The sequence below is a fragment of the Mycobacterium sp. NGS58 genome (assembly GCF_059812385.1).
This window is the reverse complement of the sequence record NZ_JCALCO010000025.1, coordinates 34,831-51,830: the sequence shown is the minus strand read 5'-3', so window position 1 is coordinate 51,830 and position 17,000 is coordinate 34,831. Positions and strand designations below refer to the sequence as shown.

Annotated in this window: 13 protein-coding genes; 9 read left to right on the top strand and 4 right to left on the bottom strand. The window is 67.4% G+C overall.

The features are described 5' to 3' along the window. The first annotated feature begins 88 nt into the window (after nt 1-88). The gene (locus tag AC5Y4H_RS21180; RefSeq protein WP_499984683.1) at nt 89-1,006 is read left to right on the top strand and encodes a co-chaperone YbbN; all 918 of its coding nucleotides are present in this window, start codon (nt 89-91) and stop codon (nt 1,004-1,006) included. Between the two features lie 8 nt (nt 1,007-1,014). Here the strand turns inward: AC5Y4H_RS21180 and glgB are convergent, their stop codons facing one another. Together glgB and AC5Y4H_RS21170 are read right to left on the bottom strand one after the other, a co-directional pair. Further along, the gene (glgB, locus tag AC5Y4H_RS21175) at nt 1,015-3,210 is read right to left on the bottom strand and encodes a 1,4-alpha-glucan branching protein GlgB (RefSeq protein ID WP_499984682.1); all 2,196 of its coding nucleotides are present in this window, start codon (nt 3,208-3,210) and stop codon (nt 1,015-1,017) included. Nucleotides 3,211-3,233: 23 nt separating this feature from the next. Continuing rightward, nucleotides 3,234-5,327, bottom strand: coding sequence for an alpha-1,4-glucan--maltose-1-phosphate maltosyltransferase (locus AC5Y4H_RS21170; protein ID WP_499984681.1), 2,094 nt, complete (start codon nt 5,325-5,327; stop codon nt 3,234-3,236). Nucleotides 5,328-5,549: 222 nt separating this feature from the next. On the opposite strand from AC5Y4H_RS21170, the gene glgP reads away from it, so the two are divergent. Further along, nucleotides 5,550-8,204: an alpha-glucan family phosphorylase gene (glgP, locus tag AC5Y4H_RS21165; protein WP_499984679.1), complete on the top strand. Its 2,655-nt coding sequence runs from the start codon at nt 5,550-5,552 to the stop codon at nt 8,202-8,204. Nucleotides 8,205-8,213: 9 nt separating this feature from the next. Here the strand turns inward: glgP and AC5Y4H_RS21160 are convergent, their stop codons facing one another. Both AC5Y4H_RS21160 and AC5Y4H_RS21155 read right to left on the bottom strand, forming a co-directional pair. After that, nucleotides 8,214-10,211: an ATP-dependent DNA helicase gene (locus AC5Y4H_RS21160; protein ID WP_499984676.1), complete on the bottom strand. Its 1,998-nt coding sequence runs from the start codon at nt 10,209-10,211 to the stop codon at nt 8,214-8,216. A 72-nt stretch (nt 10,212-10,283) separates the two neighbouring features. Continuing rightward, nucleotides 10,284-11,600 carry a nicotinate phosphoribosyltransferase gene (locus AC5Y4H_RS21155; RefSeq protein ID WP_499984674.1) on the bottom strand — a complete coding sequence of 439 codons (1,317 nt, stop codon included), beginning with the start codon at nt 11,598-11,600 and terminating at the stop codon, nt 10,284-10,286. A gap of 66 nt (nt 11,601-11,666) precedes the next feature. Here AC5Y4H_RS21155 and clpS point away from each other — a divergent pair, with 66 nt between their 5' ends. The 7 genes from clpS (at nt 11,667) to rph (ending at nt 16,909) form a co-directional block, all read left to right on the top strand. Further along, nucleotides 11,667-11,972, top strand: a complete 306-nt coding sequence (gene clpS, locus AC5Y4H_RS21150) for an ATP-dependent Clp protease adapter ClpS (protein ID WP_067127731.1) — start codon at nt 11,667-11,669, stop codon at nt 11,970-11,972. A gap of 23 nt (nt 11,973-11,995) precedes the next feature. Next, nucleotides 11,996-12,583: an oxidative stress transcriptional regulator AosR gene (gene aosR / locus AC5Y4H_RS21145; RefSeq protein WP_499984671.1), complete on the top strand. Its 588-nt coding sequence runs from the start codon at nt 11,996-11,998 to the stop codon at nt 12,581-12,583. Beyond that, nucleotides 12,580-13,626, top strand: a complete 1,047-nt coding sequence (locus AC5Y4H_RS21140; protein WP_499984669.1) for a P1 family peptidase — start codon at nt 12,580-12,582, stop codon at nt 13,624-13,626. The genes aosR and AC5Y4H_RS21140 overlap by 4 nt, the downstream gene beginning before the upstream one ends. A gap of 101 nt (nt 13,627-13,727) precedes the next feature. Further along, nucleotides 13,728-14,420 (top strand): rhomboid family protein, encoded by a 693-nt coding sequence (locus AC5Y4H_RS21135; protein ID WP_499984667.1) that lies wholly within the window; start codon nt 13,728-13,730, stop codon nt 14,418-14,420. Then, the gene (murI, locus tag AC5Y4H_RS21130) at nt 14,417-15,232 is read left to right on the top strand and encodes a glutamate racemase (protein ID WP_499984665.1); all 816 of its coding nucleotides are present in this window, start codon (nt 14,417-14,419) and stop codon (nt 15,230-15,232) included. The genes AC5Y4H_RS21135 and murI overlap by 4 nt, the downstream gene beginning before the upstream one ends. A gap of 72 nt (nt 15,233-15,304) precedes the next feature. Then, entirely contained in the window at nt 15,305-16,087 is a 783-nt protein-coding gene (locus tag AC5Y4H_RS21125; RefSeq protein WP_499984664.1) for a cyclic nucleotide-degrading phosphodiesterase, read from the top strand. Between the two features lie 42 nt (nt 16,088-16,129). Further along, on the top strand, nt 16,130-16,909 hold the full coding sequence (gene rph / locus AC5Y4H_RS21120) for a ribonuclease PH (protein ID WP_499984663.1): 780 nt from the start codon (nt 16,130-16,132) through the stop codon (nt 16,907-16,909). The last annotated feature ends 91 nt before the right edge of the window (nt 16,910-17,000 follow it).

Sequence of the window (17,000 nt, the reverse complement as noted above, 5' to 3'; positions counted from 1 at the left end):
CGGGCTGCTTTTCGCCCCTTGTCGGGGTGGATGAGCGCCGTCGCGACCGGGTGGAGGGGTAGCCCGGGCACATGACAAACTTGACGGCGTGACGCGTCCGCGACCCTCTGTCGGCCCAGCCCTGGCTGGTGCGGTCGATCTCTCCGGTCTCAAACAACGGCCCCAGCCGGCGAGCGGGCCTCCCGGAGGGTCGGCGCCACCGGCCGCCGAGGGCGACCCCGGAATCATTGCGGTCACCGAGGCCAACTTCGAGGCTGAGGTGCTGCTCCGCTCCGAGGAAGTGCCCGTCATTGTGCTGCTGTGGTCACCGCGCAGTGACGCGTGCGTCCAGCTGCTCGACACGTTCGCCGGCCTGGCCGCGCAGGACAACGGCAAGTGGTCGTTGACGACGGTCAACGTCGACACCGCGCCCAGGGTCGCGCAGATATTCGGTGTCGACGCGGTCCCGACCGTCGTGGCGCTGGCCGCCGGTCAACCGATATCGAGTTTTCAGGGAATGCAGCCGGCGGAGCAGTTGCGCGGCTGGTTGGATCAGATTCTCTCGGCAACCGCCGGAAAGCTGAAGGGCGCAACGGGTTCCGGTGAGGCGGAGGCCGTTGATCCCGAGCTGGCCGCGGCCCGCCAACAGCTTGAAGACGGTGACTTCGAAGCGGCCAAGATGTCGTATCAGTCGATCCTGGATGCCAATCCGGCCAACGCCGAAGCCAAGGGTGCGATCCGGCAAATCGAATTCCTCACGCGCGCAACCGCGCAACGCCCGGACGCCGTCGCCGCCGCCGACGCCGCGCCCGGCGACATCCAAGCCGCCCTCGCGGCGGCCGACGTCCAGATCCTTAACCAGGATGTCGGGGCCGCCTTCGACCGTCTGATTGCTTTGGTGCGCAGCACATCCGGCGATGATCGCACCCTGGTGCGCACCCGGCTGGTCGAGCTGTTCGAGCTCTTCGACCCCGCCGATCCCGAGGTTATCGCCGGACGGCGTAACCTCGCCAACGCGCTGTACTGAAGAGGCCTTTACTCGGGTTCCAGCCACAGCGCCGACGTGGGCGGCAGCACCAACAGTGCCGAGGCCGGCCGGCCATGCCACGGGTCTTCGGTGGCATCGACGCCGCCCATATTGCCGATCCCCGAACCGTTGTACGTCGTTGCGTCGGTGTTGAGAACCTCGCGCCAGCGGCCCGCCGACGGCAGGCCCAGCCGGTATCCGCTGTGCTCGGCGCCCGCGAAGTTGAACACGCACGCCATCACCGAGCCGTCCTTGCCGTAACGCAGGAAGCTCAACACGTTGTTCCCCGAGTCGTTCGCGTCGATCCAGGAGTAGCCGTCGGGCACGGTGTCCTGGCTCCACAGCGCCGGGTGACTGCGGTAGACGTCGTTGATGTCGCGGACCAGGCGCAGAATCCCGTTGGAGAACCCTTGCTCATCGAGCTGCCACCAATCCAGGCCCCGCTCCTCCGACCACTCGGCGCGTTGCCCGAATTCCTGTCCCATGAACAACAATTGCTTGCCCGGGTGCGCCCACTGGTAGGCGAGCAGGCTGCGCAGCCCGGCCGCCTTGACATGGTTGTTGCCCGGCATCCGGCCCCACAGCGTGCCTTTGCCGTGGACCACTTCGTCGTGGCTGATCGGCAGGACGTAGTTCTCGCTGAACGCATACAGCATCGAGAAGGTCATCTCGTGATGGTGGAAGCTGCGGTAGATCGGATCCCGGCTGATGTAGTCGAGCGTGTCGTGCATCCAGCCCATGTTCCACTTCATCGAAAAGCCAAGGCCACCAAGGTTTGTCGGACGTGTCACCCCAGGCCACGAGGTTGACTCCTCGGCGATGGTGACGATGCCCGGGGCGGTCTTGTGCACCGTGGCGTTCATCTCCTGCAGGAACTGCACGGCCTCCAGGTTCTCCCGGCCGCCGTAGATGTTGGGGGTCCAACCCCCTTCGGGGCGTGAATAATCCAGGTAGAGCATCGAGGCGACCGCGTCCACCCGTAAGCCGTCGACGTGGAACTCCTCGAGCCAAAACAGCGCATTGGCCACCAGGAAGTTTCGGACCTCCCGACGCCCGAAGTCGAATACGTAAGTACCCCAATCGAGTTGCTCTCCCCGCTTGGGATCGGAGTGCTCATAGAGCGGTGTGCCGTCGAAGCGCCCCAGCGCCCACGCGTCCTTCGGGAAGTGCGCCGGCACCCAGTCCACCAGTACGCCGATGCCGGCCTGGTGCAAGGCGTCGACCAGGGCCCGGAATTCATCCGGTGTCCCGAATCGGGACGTCGGCGCGTAGTACGACGTCACCTGGTAGCCCCACGATCCGGCGAAGGGGTGCTCGGCGACCGGCAGCAGCTCGACGTGGGTGAACCCATGCTCCACCACGTAATCGGTCAGCTCACGAGCCAGCTGCCGGTAGTTGAGACCCGGACGCCACGAACCCAGGTGGACCTCGTAAGTGCTCATCGGCTCGAACACCGGGTTGCGCTGCGCGCGCTCCGTCATCCAGTCGGCGTCTTCCCAGGTGTACTCGCTGCGTGTGACCCGCGAGGCGGTGTGCGGCGGCACCTCGGTGGCGAAGGCCATCGGGTCGGCCCGGTCGGTCACGACGTCGTCGGCGCCGTGCACGCGAAACTTGTACAGCCCCTCGAGCGGGAACCCGGGCCAGAACAGCTCCCAGACGCCCGATGAACCGAGCACCCGCATCGGGGCTTCATTGCCGGTCCAGCCGTTGAACTCACCGATCAGGTTGACGCCCTTGGCGTTGGGCGCCCACACCGCAAACGACACCCCGGTGACGACGCCGTCGGCCGTGGTGAACGAACGAGGATGTGCGCCAAGGACTTCCCAGAGCCGCTCGTGGCGTCCTTCTCCGAACAGGTGTAGGTCGACTTCACCCAATGTCGGCAGAAAGCGGTACGCGTCGGCGATGACGTACGGCTCGGCACCTTCGTACGTGATCTGCAGCCGATAGTCGATCAAGTTGACGAACGGCAACACCACGGCGAAAAGACCGGAATCGACGTGCTGCATCGGGAACCGGTCGTCGCCGACCAGTGCTACCACTTCGGCCGCATGCGGCCGGTACGCCCGTATGACGGTGTGATCGTCGTACTCGTGGGCACCCAAAATGCTGTGCGGGTTGTGGTGCGTGCCAGCGACCAGGCGCGACAGGTCGGCCGGATCGGGCGCCAAGTGTGTCCGAGCGAGTTGGTCGGCTTGGCTCATGTCCCTTTCACCTCCGGTCCATTTCATCGCCTGCGTAGCAGGGTCATGCGTGAGTCATGCGGTATGAGTGGCATGTTGATGATGTGCGCGACCGCCTGCCCGGGGTCGATGCGAATGTAATTAGCCTGCCCCCATTGGAATTCCTGGCCGGTGATCTCGTCGCGCACCCAAAACCGCTCGTAGGGCTCCATACCCAAAGCGGCCATGTCTAAAAACAGCGTCGCTTCCTCGGCTCCGTATGCGTTGAGCGTGACGACCACTAACACACAGTCGCCGGTGGTCGGGTCGAACTTCGAGTAGGCGAGCAACGCATCGTTGTCCACGCTGTGGAAATGGATCGTGCGCAGCTGCTCCAGGGCGGGATGGAGTCGGCGAATTGCGTTGAGCTGCGTAATGAACGGCTCGAGCGATCGCCCTTCGGCGAGGGCGCCCGCGAAATCGCGAGGCCGCAACTCGTACTTCTCGGAGTCCAAGTACTCCTCGCTGCCCTCCCGCACCGCGCGGTGCTCGAACAGTTCGTAGCCCGAATACACGCCCCAGGCCGGACCCATGGTCGCCGCCAGCACCGCGCGGATGGCGAACATTCCGGGGCCATTGTGCTGCAAGATGGCGTGCAAGATGTCGGGCGTGTTGACAAACAGGTTGGGCCGGCGGAAGTCGGCGAGTTTGGCGATATCGATGCCGAACTCGGTCAGCTCCCACTTCGCCGTGCGCCAGGTGAAGTAACTGTAGGACTGGGTGAACCCCAGTTTCGCCAGACCGTACTGCCGTGCCGGTGGCGTGAACGCCTCGGACAGGAACAGCACGTCGGGGTCGGCGGCCTTGACTGTGGCGATCAGCCAGGCCCAGAAATCCGGTGGCTTGGTGTGCGGGTTGTCGACGCGAAAGAACTTGACGCCGTGGTCGATCCAGTGCCGAACCACGCGAAGCACCTCGTCGTAGAGGCCGGCCGGGTCGTTGTCGAAATTGATCGGATAGATGTCCTGATATTTCTTGGGCGGGTTTTCCGCGTAAGCGATGGTGCCGTCGGGTAATTCGGTGAACCAGTTGCGGTGGTCACGCGCCCAGGGATGATCTGGTGCGCATTGCAGCGCCAGGTCCAGCGCCACCTCCATGCCCAGCTCGCGCGTCGCGGCGACGAAGGCGTCGAAGTCATCGATGGTGCCCAGGTCCGGGTGGACAGCATCGTGGCCACCCTCGTCGCTGCCAATTGCCCAGGGAGACCCCACATCCCCGGGGGCAGCGGTCGGGGAGTTGTTGCGCCCCTTGCGATGTACCTTGCCGATGGGGTGGATCGGCGGCAGGTAGACGACGTCGAATCCCATTGCCGCGATGCGCGGAAGCTGGGCGGCGGCCGTGGCGAAGGTGCCGTGCACCGGGTTGCCCTCGGCATCCCACCCGCCGGTCGAGCGGGGGAACATCTCATACCAGGAGCCGAACCGGGCCAGCGGCCGGTCCACCCAGACGCCGTGCTGTTCACCGCGGGTGACCAGATCGCGCAGCGGATAGTCAGCCAGAATCTCTTCGATCTCCGGTCCCAGCGCCAGCGCGGTACGGGTGACCGGGTCGCCGGGCTTGCGCAGCGCAGTGGCGGCGGCCAGCAGTGGTTCGCGCAGTGGGCGCGGCACACCCGTCGCCGCGCGCTCGAACAGCCCGGCGCCGACCAGAAGGTCGTTCGACAACTCGGTCTCGCCCTGACCGGCGTCCAATTTGGCGATCACACCGTGCCGCCACGAATGAATCGGGTCGCCCCATCCGTCGACCCGGAACGTCCACAAGCCGACTTGGTCGGGGGTGAACTGACCGTGAAAAACGTAAGGCTCGAGACCCATCGTCATCGGCAGCGACAGCGGCTTGATTCGTTGCGGGTTGACCTTGCCATCGCGTTCGGTCAGCGGCTTTGCCGGCGCCTGGACCGCCTTGACCCGGCGGCTCTCGGTTACTTGCGGATAGCCGGACCCGAGGTAGCGCACGACCAAGGTGGCCGCGACGGCTTCGTGGCCTTCTCGCCATACCGCGGCGCTGACCGGGACGACCTCGCCTACCACCGCTTTCGCGGGATACGCGCCACAGGAAACGACCGGTTGGACGTCATCGATCTCGACACGACCGGGCACCAGTACTCCGTTCCGATTGTGTGCGGCCGACCCGCGATGTGCTGCGTGCGGAATGCCGCTCGTCGGGAAACTTCCTGTCGTGGGGAACTTTCTGTGCGGGGAGGCATCGTTGCGACCCCGATAACTACCCGATACCCACCCTAGTCTTCGGTCACACACCGGCGGGAGAAAGCGATCCTTCCCGCGGTGCGCGGGCCGAGAACCTCAGTAAGGTATTAACGCGTGAAAGCCCTCCGCCGGTTTACCGTCCGTGCTCACCTTCCGGAGCGTTTGACCGCGCTGGACCAGCTGTCGACCAACCTGCGATGGTCCTGGGACAAGCCCACCCAAGAGCTCTTCGCGACGATCGACCCAGACCTCTGGGAGCGGTGCAGCAGTGATCCGGTGGCGTTGCTGGGCGCGGTCAAGCCAGCGCGGCTCGACGAGTTGGCGCTCGACGAAGCGTTCCTAGGCCGGCTGGACGGGTTGACCGCCGATTTGAACGATTACCTGAGCCGCCCGCTGTGGTACCAGCAACAGCAGGAGCGCGGTGGCGAAATGCCGGCCACGGTCGCCTACTTCTCGATGGAATTCGGCATCGCCGAGGTGCTGCCCAACTACTCCGGTGGTTTGGGCATTCTTGCCGGTGACCACTTGAAGTCCGCGTCCGATCTGGGTGTGCCGCTAATAGCGGTGGGCCTCTACTACCGCTCCGGGTACTTCCGTCAGTCGCTGACGGCCGACGGCTGGCAGAACGAGACTTACCCGTCGCTGGACCCGCAAGGCCTGCCGCTGCGGCTGCTGACCGATGCGACCGGCGAGCCCGCCCTGGTTGAGTTGATGCTGCCGGACTCCGCGCAGTTGCACGCCCGGATCTGGGTCGCCCAAGTGGGCAGGGTTCCATTGCTGTTGCTGGATTCCGATGTCCCGGAGAACGAGCACGATCTGCGCGGCGTCACCGACCGTTTGTACGGGGGTGACCAGGAACATCGGATGAGGCAGGAGATCCTGGCGGGCATCGGCGGGGTGCGGGCGATCCGTGCATTCACCGGCATTCACGGCCCGCCCGCGCCCGAGGTGTTCCACATGAACGAGGGCCACGCTGGTTTCCTCGGAGCGGAACGCATCCGCGAGCTGATGACGGGCTCGGGATTGGACTTCGACACCGCGCTCACGGTGGTGCGCTCCAGCACGGTGTTCACCACGCACACCCCGGTGCCCGCCGGCATCGACCGGTTCCCCATCGAGATGGTGCGGTTGTACTTCGATGACCACGCGGGCGACGAAGCCGAACCGGGCGGGAAGGCCGCGACGTCCGACGCCTCGCCCGTGTTGTTGCCAGGAGTGCCGACGGCTCGCATCCTTGCTCTCGGCGCCGAGGACGACCCGACCAAGTTCAACATGGCTCACATGGGCCTGCGGCTGGCCCAGCGCGCGAACGGTGTGTCTTCGCTGCACGGACGGGTGAGTCGATCCATGTTCAACGAGCTGTGGCCCGGCTTCGACGCGAGCGAGGTGCCGATCGGCTCGATTACCAACGGAGTTCATGCCCGCACCTGGGCGGCGCCGCAGTGGCTGCAGCTGGGCCGCGAACTGGTCGGGTCGGATTCGTTCAGCGATCCCGGTGTTTGGCTGCGTCTCAAGCAGGTCGACGCCAGCCATCTGTGGTGGATCCGCTCGCAGCTGAGGTCCATGCTGGTCGACGACGTCCGGCTGCGGCTCCGTCGGTCATGGCTGGAACGGGGCGCCTCGGATGCCGAATTAGGTTGGATAGCAACGGCATTCGATCCAGAGGTGCTGACCATCGGGTTCGCCCGGCGGGTGCCGACGTATAAGCGGCTGACGCTGATGCTGCGTGACCCGCATCGGCTGGAGCAGCTGCTGCTCGACCAGGAGCGGCCAATTCAGCTGATCGTCGCCGGAAAATCGCACCCGGCCGACGACGGCGGCAAGGCGCTGATTCAGCAGGTGGTGCGCTTTGCCGACCGGCCCGAGGTGCGCCACCGCATCGCGTTTTTGCCCGACTACGACATGTCCATGGCGCGGCTGCTGTATTGGGGTTGCGACGTCTGGCTGAACAATCCACTGCGACCGCTGGAGGCATGCGGTACTTCCGGAATGAAGAGCGCACTCAACGGCGGGCTGAACCTGTCCATCCGCGATGGCTGGTGGGACGAATGGTACGACGGCGAAAACGGTTGGGCCATACCGTCTGCCGACGGCGTAGCCGACGAAAACCGGCGGGACGACCTGGAATCCAGTGGGCTCTACTCACTTCTGGAAGAAGCCGTAGCACCGAAGTTCTACGAGCGCGACGAACACGGCGTGCCGCCGCGCTGGATCGAGATGGTGCGCCACACCGTGCAGACGCTCGGGCCAAAAGTGTTGGCGTCCCGCATGGTGCGCGACTACGTCGAGCAGTACTACACGCCGGCCGCGCAGTCGCTGCGCAGGACGATCGCACCCGCCGACGGAGCCGAAGACGCGGCGGCCGGCGGCGAGTTCGGCGCGGCCCGGGAACTGGCCGCCTACCGCAGGCGCGCCCAGGAGGCCTGGCCCAAGATCGTCATCACCGACGTCGACAGCACCGGCCTGCCGGACAGCCCGGTGCTCGGCTCGAAGCTGACCCTGACCGCCACCGTCCAGCTGGCCGGGCTGGCGACCGACGAGGTCACGGTCCAGGCGCTGGTGGGCCGGGTCGACGCCAGCGACGCGCTGCTGGAGCCAATCACCGTCGAGATGTCCTACACCGGCACCGCCGAGGGCGGCAACCAGGTCTTCTCGACGACGACGCCGCTGCCGCTGGCGGGATCGGTCGGCTACACCGTGCGCGTGCTGCCCCACAATCCGATGCTGGCGGCCGGCAACGAGCTCGGCCTGGTCACGTTGGCGCGATAGCCGGATCGGTCAGGCCGACAGGCCCTCTTCCGACGGGGTCGCGGTGCGCAGTCGCTGCAGCGCCTGGCGCACCTGATCGCCGTTGGTGGTCTGCCAGAACGGTGGCAGCGAGGCCCGCAGGTAGCCGCCGTAGCCGGCGGTGACCATGCGGGAGTCGAGCACCGCGACCACGCCGCGATCGGTGACGCGGCGCAACAGCCGCCCCGAGCCCTGAGCCAACAGCAGTGCTGCATGGTTGGCCGCGACGGCCATGAAGCCGTTGCCGCCGCGCGCGGCGACCGCGCGCTGCCGCGCGCCCAGCAGGGGGTCGTCGGGCCGGGGAAACGGGATGCGGTCGATCAGCACCAATGACAGCGACGGTCCGGGCACATCGACGCCCTGCCACAGCGACAGCGTGCCGAATAAGGACGTCTGGGGGTCGGCGCTGAACTGCTCGACGAGCGCCGAGGTGCTGTCGTCGCCCTGACACAGCACCGGCGTCGACAGCCGGTCGCGCATCGCCTCGGCCGCCGCCCGGGCCGCACGCATCGACGAGAACAACCCCAGGGTGCGCCCGTCGGCGGCGGCGATGAGTCCAGCGATCTCGCTCAGCTGCTCGGTCGAGCCGGTGCCGTCGCGTCCGGGTGGCGGCAGGTGCGCGGCCACATACAGAATTCCGGCCTTGGCGTGCTGGAACGGTGAGCCCACGTCGACGCCGCGCCATCGCGCGTCGTCGCCATCCTCGGCCGTCAATCCCCACGCCGTGGCCATGGCGTCGAAGGAACCGCCGATGGTCAGCGTCGCCGACGTCAACACCACCGTCGAACGCGAGAACACCCGGGACCGGAGCAGGCCGGCGACCGACAGCGGCGCCACCCGCAACACCGGGCGCGACGAACCCCTGATCTCCTCGTGCTCCAGCCACACAACGTCGGTGCGGTCGGGGATTGCCGGGCCGAACGATTCCAGCACGCGCGAGGAGGTGTCAGATATCTCGCTCAGCGCCGCAACGGCTTCGGCGCGCGCCGACGCCGCCTTGGGGTCGTTGGTGGTGTCGATCGCCGAGCGCGCCGCCGTCGCCACGTCGCGCAGCGCGGTCAGGTAGGTCGCCAGCTCGTCGTCGAGGCGATCGATGCGGCCCGGCGTGCCGTCGTGGATGACCGAGGCGAAGTTCGCCGTCGTCGCCTCTAGACGCTGGACCATTTCCGGGTCCACCAGACGGGCGATCCGGCGGGCGGCCACGCCGAGGGAGGCCGACGTCAGCTCCGCGGTGGCCACCGACGTCACCCGATCCACCAGCTCGTGTGCCTCGTCGACGACCAGCAGCGCATGTTCGGGCAGCACCGCCGATTCGGCCACGGCGTCGATGGCCAGCAGCGCATGGTTGGTGACTACGACGTCGGCGCGGCCGGCGAGGCCACGCGCCCGCTCGGAGAAGCACTCGGTGCCGAAGGGGCAGCGCGTCACGCCGAGGCATTCCCGCGCGGAAACGCTGACCTGCGACCAGGATCGGTCTGGAACGCCGGGTTTCAGGTCGTCGCGATCACCGGATTCGGTGCTCGACGCCCATTCCGTGAGTCGTTGCACGTCGCGGCCCAACGCGCTGACCGCCATCGGGTTGAAGAGTTCCTCTTGCGGCCGGTCGTCGCCTTCTTCGCCGTCGGACGCCCCACCGTTGTGAATTTTGTTCAGGCACAGATAGTTTCGCCGGCCCTTGAGCAAGGCGAACTGCGGCCGCCGCGGCAGCGCATCGGCCAGGGCATCGACCAGCCTGGGCAGATCGCGGTCGACGAGCTGGCGCTGCAGAGCGATCGTGGCCGTCGACACGACGACGGGGGACTCGTCGTCGATCGCGTGGACGATCGCGGGCACCAGATATGCGAGCGACTTACCGGTACCGGTGCCGGCCTGCACCACCAGGTGCTCCTCGGTGTCGAAGGCCCGCGCCACCGCGGCGGCCATCTCCTGCTGGCCGCTGCGTTCACTGCCACCGAGCGCCGCCACCGCGGTGGCCAGCAGCTCGGACACGGAAACGTCGGACGTGGCTACCCTCTTCGCTGTTCAGGGCGGCGCTCGGGCCGCGGAGGTTTTCGCGCGGCGCTAGCGCCGGCCGGCGCCGATTTGCGTCGTCGTGATCGCCGGATCGCCGTGCGACAAGTTCAATCCCTCCCACGGCAGACTTCGCAGCCCGGAAGTTACCAGCTCCCGCGCCGCGGCGAGGTTCGGTTTGGACACCAATTCGCCACCACGGACCAGCGGTACGGTCAGCACCCGAGCCGGCTCGGAGACGGCGGGCCGATGGCCGGCCGAATACACCACCTCCTCGGTGACGATGCCGGAATCGCGCGCCAGGCGAAGCGCCTCCTTGCGCCCGCCGCGGGATTCCTTGTGACTGCTGCGCTTTTGGACCGGCAACCCGTCCACCTCGACGAGCTTGTACACCATGTTCGCCGTGGGGGCGCCCGAGCCCGTCACCAGCGACGTGCCCACGCCGTAACTGTCGACCGGCTCGGCGGCCAGGGCCGCGATGGAGAACTCGTCGAGGTCGCCCGAGACCACGATGCGGGTCCGGGTCGCTCCCAGCTTGTCGAGCTGTTCACGCACCTGTCGGGCCAGCACGCCCAGCTCGCCGGAGTCGATGCGCACCGCACCCAACCCGGTGCCGGCGGCGGCCACCGCATTGGCCACACCGGTCGTCACGTCGTAGGTGTCCACCAGCAGGGTGGTATCCACTCCGAGCGCGTCGACCTGCGCCCGAAATGCCGCCAATTCGGTCGATTCCGAAGGGGAGTCGGCGTGCGCATGCAGCATGGTGAACGCGTGCGCGGCGGTGCCCTCGGTGGGGATTCCGTAGCAGCGCTGCGCCTCCAGATTGGACGACGCCGCGAAGCCGGCCAGGTACGCGGCGCGGGCCGCGGCGACGGCGGCCTGTTCGTGAGTTCGTCGCGAGCCCATCTCGATCAGCGGGCGTCCCCTGGCCGCGCTCACCATGCGCGCCGCGGCGGACGCGACTGCGGTGTCGTGGTTGAAAATGGACAGTGCCAGCGTCTCGAGCACCACGCATTCGGCGAACGTCCCGCTCACCGAAAGCACGGGGGATCCCGGGAAATACAGCTCGCCTTCGGCGTAGCCGTCGATGTCACCGCCGAACCGAAATTCGCGCAAGTACCGCACCGTATCCGCGTCGAGGAACTGCTCCAGGGACTGGCACGCCTGGTCATCGAAAATGAACTGCGGCAGCGCTTCGAGCAGCCGGCCGGTTCCGGCGACTACGCCGTAGCGGCGGCCTTCGGGAAGCCGGCGGGCAAAAAGCTCGAACGTGGTCCGTCGATCCGCGGTGCCGCCGCGCAGCGCCGCCGCCAACATCGTCAACTCGTACTTGTCGGTCAGCAGCCCAGTAACGACCGGGTCGTTCATTCCATAACGGTATCGGCTGCGATTGGGGCTCGGTAACGTCGTCCATCCCTCGGTATCGTGTAGGCCATGGTTGTTATGTCAGCGCCCACTAAGCCGGGCACTACAGGACAACGAGAGTCCGCCCCGGTGGAGGCCACGGCGAGTCCGTGGGTCACGATCGTCTGGGATGACCCGGTCAATCTGATGACCTATGTGACGTATGTGTTCCAGAAGTTGTTCGGCTACAGCGAGCCGCACGCCACCAAGCTGATGTTGCAGGTGCACAACGAAGGAAAAGCCGTAGTGTCCGCCGGCAGCCGTGAGTCCATGGAAGCCGATGTGTCCAAACTGCATGCCGCCGGTTTGTGGGCGACGATGCAGCAGGACCGCTGAATCCGAGGCGCTGGCGATTCCCTGTGCGCAAGTGGAAGCGGGTCGAGACCGCGAGCGGTCCCCGCTTTCGGTCGTCCCTGGCATCGCACGAGGCGGCCCTGCTCAAGAACTTGGCCACCGCGATGATCGGCCTGCTCGACGAGCGTGAATCTTCCTCGCCCGCAGACGAACTCGAGGAGATCACCGGGATCAAGACCGGCAACGCAGATCCGCCGAAGGATCCCACGTTGCGCCGGCTGCTGCCCGACTTCTACCGGTACCACGACGAGGACACCGCGCCGCCCGATGCCGCCGACAGCCTCAACGCCGCGCTGCGCAGCCTGCACGAGCCCGACATCATCAACGCCAAACGCGTTGCCGCACAGCGGTTGCTGAGCACGGTTCCCGACGCCGGCGGCCGCTTCGAGCTGACCGAGGACGACGCGAACTCCTGGATTGCGGCGGTCAACGACATCCGGTTGACCCTCGGAGTCATGCTCGAGGTCGGACCGGAGGGCCCGGAGCGTCTGCCCGCCGACCATCCCCTGGCCGTGCACTTCGACGTCTATCAGTGGTTGACGGTGTTGCAGGAGTACCTGGTCCTGGTGCTGATGGGGCCCCGCGACCGATGAACGCCATCACCGACGTCGGAGGCATTCGCGTCGGTCACTACCAACGACTGGACCCCGACGCGTCCCTGGGCGCCGGCTGGGCCCGCGGCGTCACCGTCGTGCTCACTCCGCCGGGCACCGTCGGCGCCGTCGATTGCCGCGGCGGCGCACCCGGCACCCGCGAGACCGACCTGCTGGATCCGGCCAACACCGTGCGGTTCGTGGACGCGGTGTTGCTCGCCGGCGGCAGTGCGTATGGGCTGGCCGCCGCCGACGGTGTCATGCGCTGGCTGGAGGAACGCGAACGGGGCGTGGCGATGGACGGCGGGGTGGTGCCGATCGTGCCGGGAGCGGTGATCTTCGATCTGCCGGTCGGTGGCTGGGAGCGCCGTCCGACGGCCGAGTTCGGTTACGCGGCCTGTGCCGCCGCCGAAGACGGCACGGCGATGGAAGTCGGGACCGTCGGCGCCGGGGTGGGGGCCCGCGCCGGCGCGCTCAAGGGCGGTGTCGGGACGGCGTCGAGGGCGCTGCCGTCCGGCGTGACCGTCGGAGCGGTCGCCGTGGTGAACTCCGCGGGCGAGGTCGTTGACCGGGGCACCGGCTTGCCGTGGATGGCGGAGTTGACCCGAGAGTTCGCTCTGCAGCCGCCGCCGGCGGAGCAGGTCGACGCCTTCGCCCAGTTGCCCTCACCGTCGGATCCGGTGGACAACCCGCTCAACACTGTCATCGCGGTCGTGGCCACCGACGCAGCCCTGAGCCCGGCGGCATGTCGGCGGGTGGCGATCTCCGCCCACGACGGCCTGGCCCGCAGCATCCGGCCGGCGCACACGCCGCTCGACGGTGACACGGTGTTCGTGCTGGCCACCGGGGCGGTCGAGGTGGCTCCGGCGGCCAGTTCGAAACCGGTGCCCGCCGCCTTCTCCCCGGAGACCCGGCTTGCCACCGAGGTCGGCATCGCCGCCGCCGATTGCCTGGCGCAAGCGGTGCTAGGCGGTGTGCTCGCGGCGACATCGATCGCCGGCATACCCAGCTACCGCGACGTGCTGCCCGGGGCATTCGGTTGATGGGATCGTCCGGCCCAAGCGCCGGTAGCCTTGACGATGCTGGAAAACGCTGGAAGGGCAGCCATGGGTAAGACCGCGTCGCGACGATGCGGAGCGAAGCGATGAGGAGCGGCGCCCGCGGCTCCTCGCGGGGACGGCCCGGCGCACCCGCAGCCCAGGGAAAGAAGCGATCCACCGCGGCCGTGGGAGCCGCCACGATCCTCACCTTCGTGGCGTTGCTCTACCTGATCGAACTGATCGACCAGTTGACCCGGCACTCGCTGGACGTCAACGGCATCAGGCCACTGGAGACCGACGGCCTGTGGGGCGTCATCTTCGCCCCGGTGTTGCACGAGAGCTGGCAACACCTGATGGCGAACACCGTGCCGCTGCTGATCCTCGGATTTTTGATGACGCTCGCCGGCCTGTCCCGGTTCGTCTGGGCTACCGCGATCGTGTGGATCCTGGGCGGCTTCGGCACCTGGCTCATCGGCAACGTCGGCAGCAGCTGCGGGCCCACCGACCACCTCGGCGCGTCCGGCCTGATCTTCGGCTGGCTGGCCTTCCTACTCGTGTTCGGCATCTTCGTCCGCCGGATGCGCGACATCATCATCGGGATGATCGTGCTGTTCGCCTACGGCGGCGTCCTGCTCGGAGCCATGCCGGTGCTCGGCAGATGCGGAGGCGTGTCATGGCAGGGCCATCTGTGCGGAGCGATCGCGGGCGTCGTGGCCGCGTACATGTTGTCCGCACCGGAGCGTGAGGGCCGGACCTCGAGGAAGGGCGGCACCCCAGTGCCGCGGCCCAAGATATGAGCTCGGCGCTGGCACCCATCGGGGTCTTCGACTCCGGTGTCGGGGGACTTACCGTCGCACGGGCGATCATCGACCAGCTGCCCGACGAGGACATCATCTACGTCGGCGATACCGGCCATGGTCCGTATGGGCCGTTGACCATTCCCGAGGTCCGCGCGCACGCGCTGGCCATCGGTGACGACCTCGTCGCCCGCGGCGTCAAGGCGTTGGTGATCGCCTGCAACACGGCGTCCGCGGCGTGCCTGAGGGACGCACGCGAACGCTACGACGTGCCCGTCGTCGAGGTGATCCTGCCCGCGGTGCGCCGCGCGGTCGCCACCACACGCAACGGGCGTATCGGCGTCATCGGCACCCTGGCGACCATCAACTCGCACGCGTATCAGGACGCGTTCGCCGCCGCCCGCGACACCGAGGTCACCGCGGTGGCCTGCCCGCGCTTCGTCGACTTCGTGGAGCGCGGCGTGACCAGCGGACGTCAGGTGCTCGGACTGGCCGAGGGCTATCTGGAGCCGCTGCAGCGCGCGCAGGTCGACACGCTGGTGCTCGGCTGCACGCACTACCCACTGCTGTCCGGGCTCATCCAATTGGCGATGGGTGACAACGTCACGCTGGTTTCCAGCGCCGAGGAAACGGCCAAGGAAGTCCTTCGGGTGCTGACCGAACGGGATCTGCTTCGCCCCCACGACGCACCGCACGCGACTCGGGTCTTTGAAGCCACCGGTGACCCCGAGGCATTCACCGCATTGGCGGCGCGCTTCCTGGGTCCCGCGGTCACCGGTGTGCAGCCCGTTCACCAGGTCCACGTTGATTAGCGACCGGACGAGATTCTCGTCACACCAATGCGGCGATGTTTTCGTCACGGTCCTATCGGGCATGGCACAGTAGTGTCCGTGCGAATAACCGTGCTCGGCTGCTCGGGCAGCGTGGTCGGTCCGGATTCGCCCGCGTCGGGTTATCTGCTCCGGGCACCGGACACTCCGCCGTTGGTCATCGACTTCGGCGGGGGCGTCCTCGGCGCGCTACAGCGGTATGCCGATCCCGGTTCCGTGCACGTGCTGCTGTCCCATCTGCATGCCGACCATTGTCTGGATTTGCCCGGACTGTTCGTGTGGCGGCGCTACCACCCGACACGTCCGCTGGGCAAGGCGTTGCTCTACGGGCCGGGGGACACCTGGTCGCGCTTGGGCGCCGCGTCGTCGCCCTACGGCGGTGAGATCGACGACTGTTCAGACATTTTCGATGTTCGCCATTGGGTCGACGGTGAGCCGGTGACGATCGGCGCGCTGACCGTGACACCGCGCGTGGTGGCTCATCCCACCGAGTCCTACGGCCTGAAGATCACCGATCCCTCCGGCGCATCCTTCGTCTACAGCGGTGACACAGGCGCCTGCGATCAGCTCGTCGAGCTGGCTCGTGGTGCCGACGTCTTCCTCTGCGAGTCCTCGTGGACGCACTCGCCGGAGCGGCCGCCCGCACTGCATTTGTCGGGCACCGAGGCCGGCCGGGCCGCGGCCGCGGCCGGGGTTCACGAACTGTTGCTGACGCACATCCCGCCGTGGACGTCGCGTGAGGACGTGATCAGCGAGGCCAAGGCCGAGTTCGATGGACCCGTGCATGCGGTGGTGTGCGGGGAGACATTTGATATCCGCCGCTCCGAGCGGGTCTGAGCCACCCGCGGCGGCGCTGAATTGCCCGCTAGTGTTGGCGGCGTGACGAGACGAGAAGACGGCCGCCTCGACGACGAGCTTCGACCCGTTGTCATCACCCGCGGTTTCACCGACCACCCCGCCGGTTCGGTGTTGATCGAATTCGGCCACACCAAGGTCATGTGTACGGCGAGCGTGACCGAGGGCGTGCCGCGGTGGCGCAAGGGATCGGGCTTGGGGTGGTTGACAGCGGAGTACGCGATGTTGCCGTCGGCGACCCATACCCGCTCGGACCGCGAATCGGTCAAGGGCCGCCTGTCCGGGCGCACTCAGGAGATCAGCCGCCTGATCGGGCGGTCGCTGCGGGCCTGCATTGACCTGGCAGCGCTGGGGGAGAACACCATCGCCGTCGACTGTGACGTCTTGCAGGCCGACGGCGGCACGCGCACCGCGGCGATCACGGGCGCGTTCGTGGCGTTGTCCGACGCGGTGACCTATCTCGCGGCGTCGGGCAAGCTGTCGGATCCCCGGCCGTTGTCCTGTGCGATCGCGGCGGTCAGCGTCGGCGTCGTCGACGGGCGGATCCGCGTCGACCTGCCCTACGAGGAGGACGCGCGCGCCGAGGTCGACATGAACGTCGTCGCCACCGACACCGGGACCCTCGTGGAGGTACAGGGGACCGGTGAGGGGGCGACGTTCCCGCGGTCGACACTGGACAAACTGCTCGATGTGGCGCTGGCCGCGTGTGACAAATTGTTCGCCGCGCAGCGCGAGGCGCTGCAGCTCCCGTATCCCGGTGTGCTGCCGGAGGGCGCCCCGGCGCCGAAGGCGTTCGGAAGCTGACCCGCCTGTTGGTGCGACCCTGAACTTGGCCTAACCGCCCCGCCGTTTGTCGTCGCCGATGCAGCGGCCAAGACCAGACCCCTTCCCGTCG

Excerpts from the sequence above, each read along its gene's own strand:
- glgB (WP_499984682.1), bottom strand. The coding sequence starts at position 3,210 with ATGAGCCAAGCCGACCAACTCGCTCGGACACACTTGGCGCCCGATCCG.
- AC5Y4H_RS21155 (WP_499984674.1), bottom strand. The coding sequence starts at position 11,600 with ATGAACGACCCGGTCGTTACTGGGCTGCTGACCGACAAGTACGAGTTG.
- clpS (WP_067127731.1), top strand. The coding sequence starts at position 11,667 with ATGGTTGTTATGTCAGCGCCCACTAAGCCGGGCACTACAGGACAACGA.
- AC5Y4H_RS21140 (WP_499984669.1), top strand. The coding sequence starts at position 12,580 with ATGAACGCCATCACCGACGTCGGAGGCATTCGCGTCGGTCACTACCAA.
- AC5Y4H_RS21135 (WP_499984667.1), top strand. The coding sequence starts at position 13,728 with ATGAGGAGCGGCGCCCGCGGCTCCTCGCGGGGACGGCCCGGCGCACCC.
- murI (WP_499984665.1), top strand. The coding sequence starts at position 14,417 with ATGAGCTCGGCGCTGGCACCCATCGGGGTCTTCGACTCCGGTGTCGGG.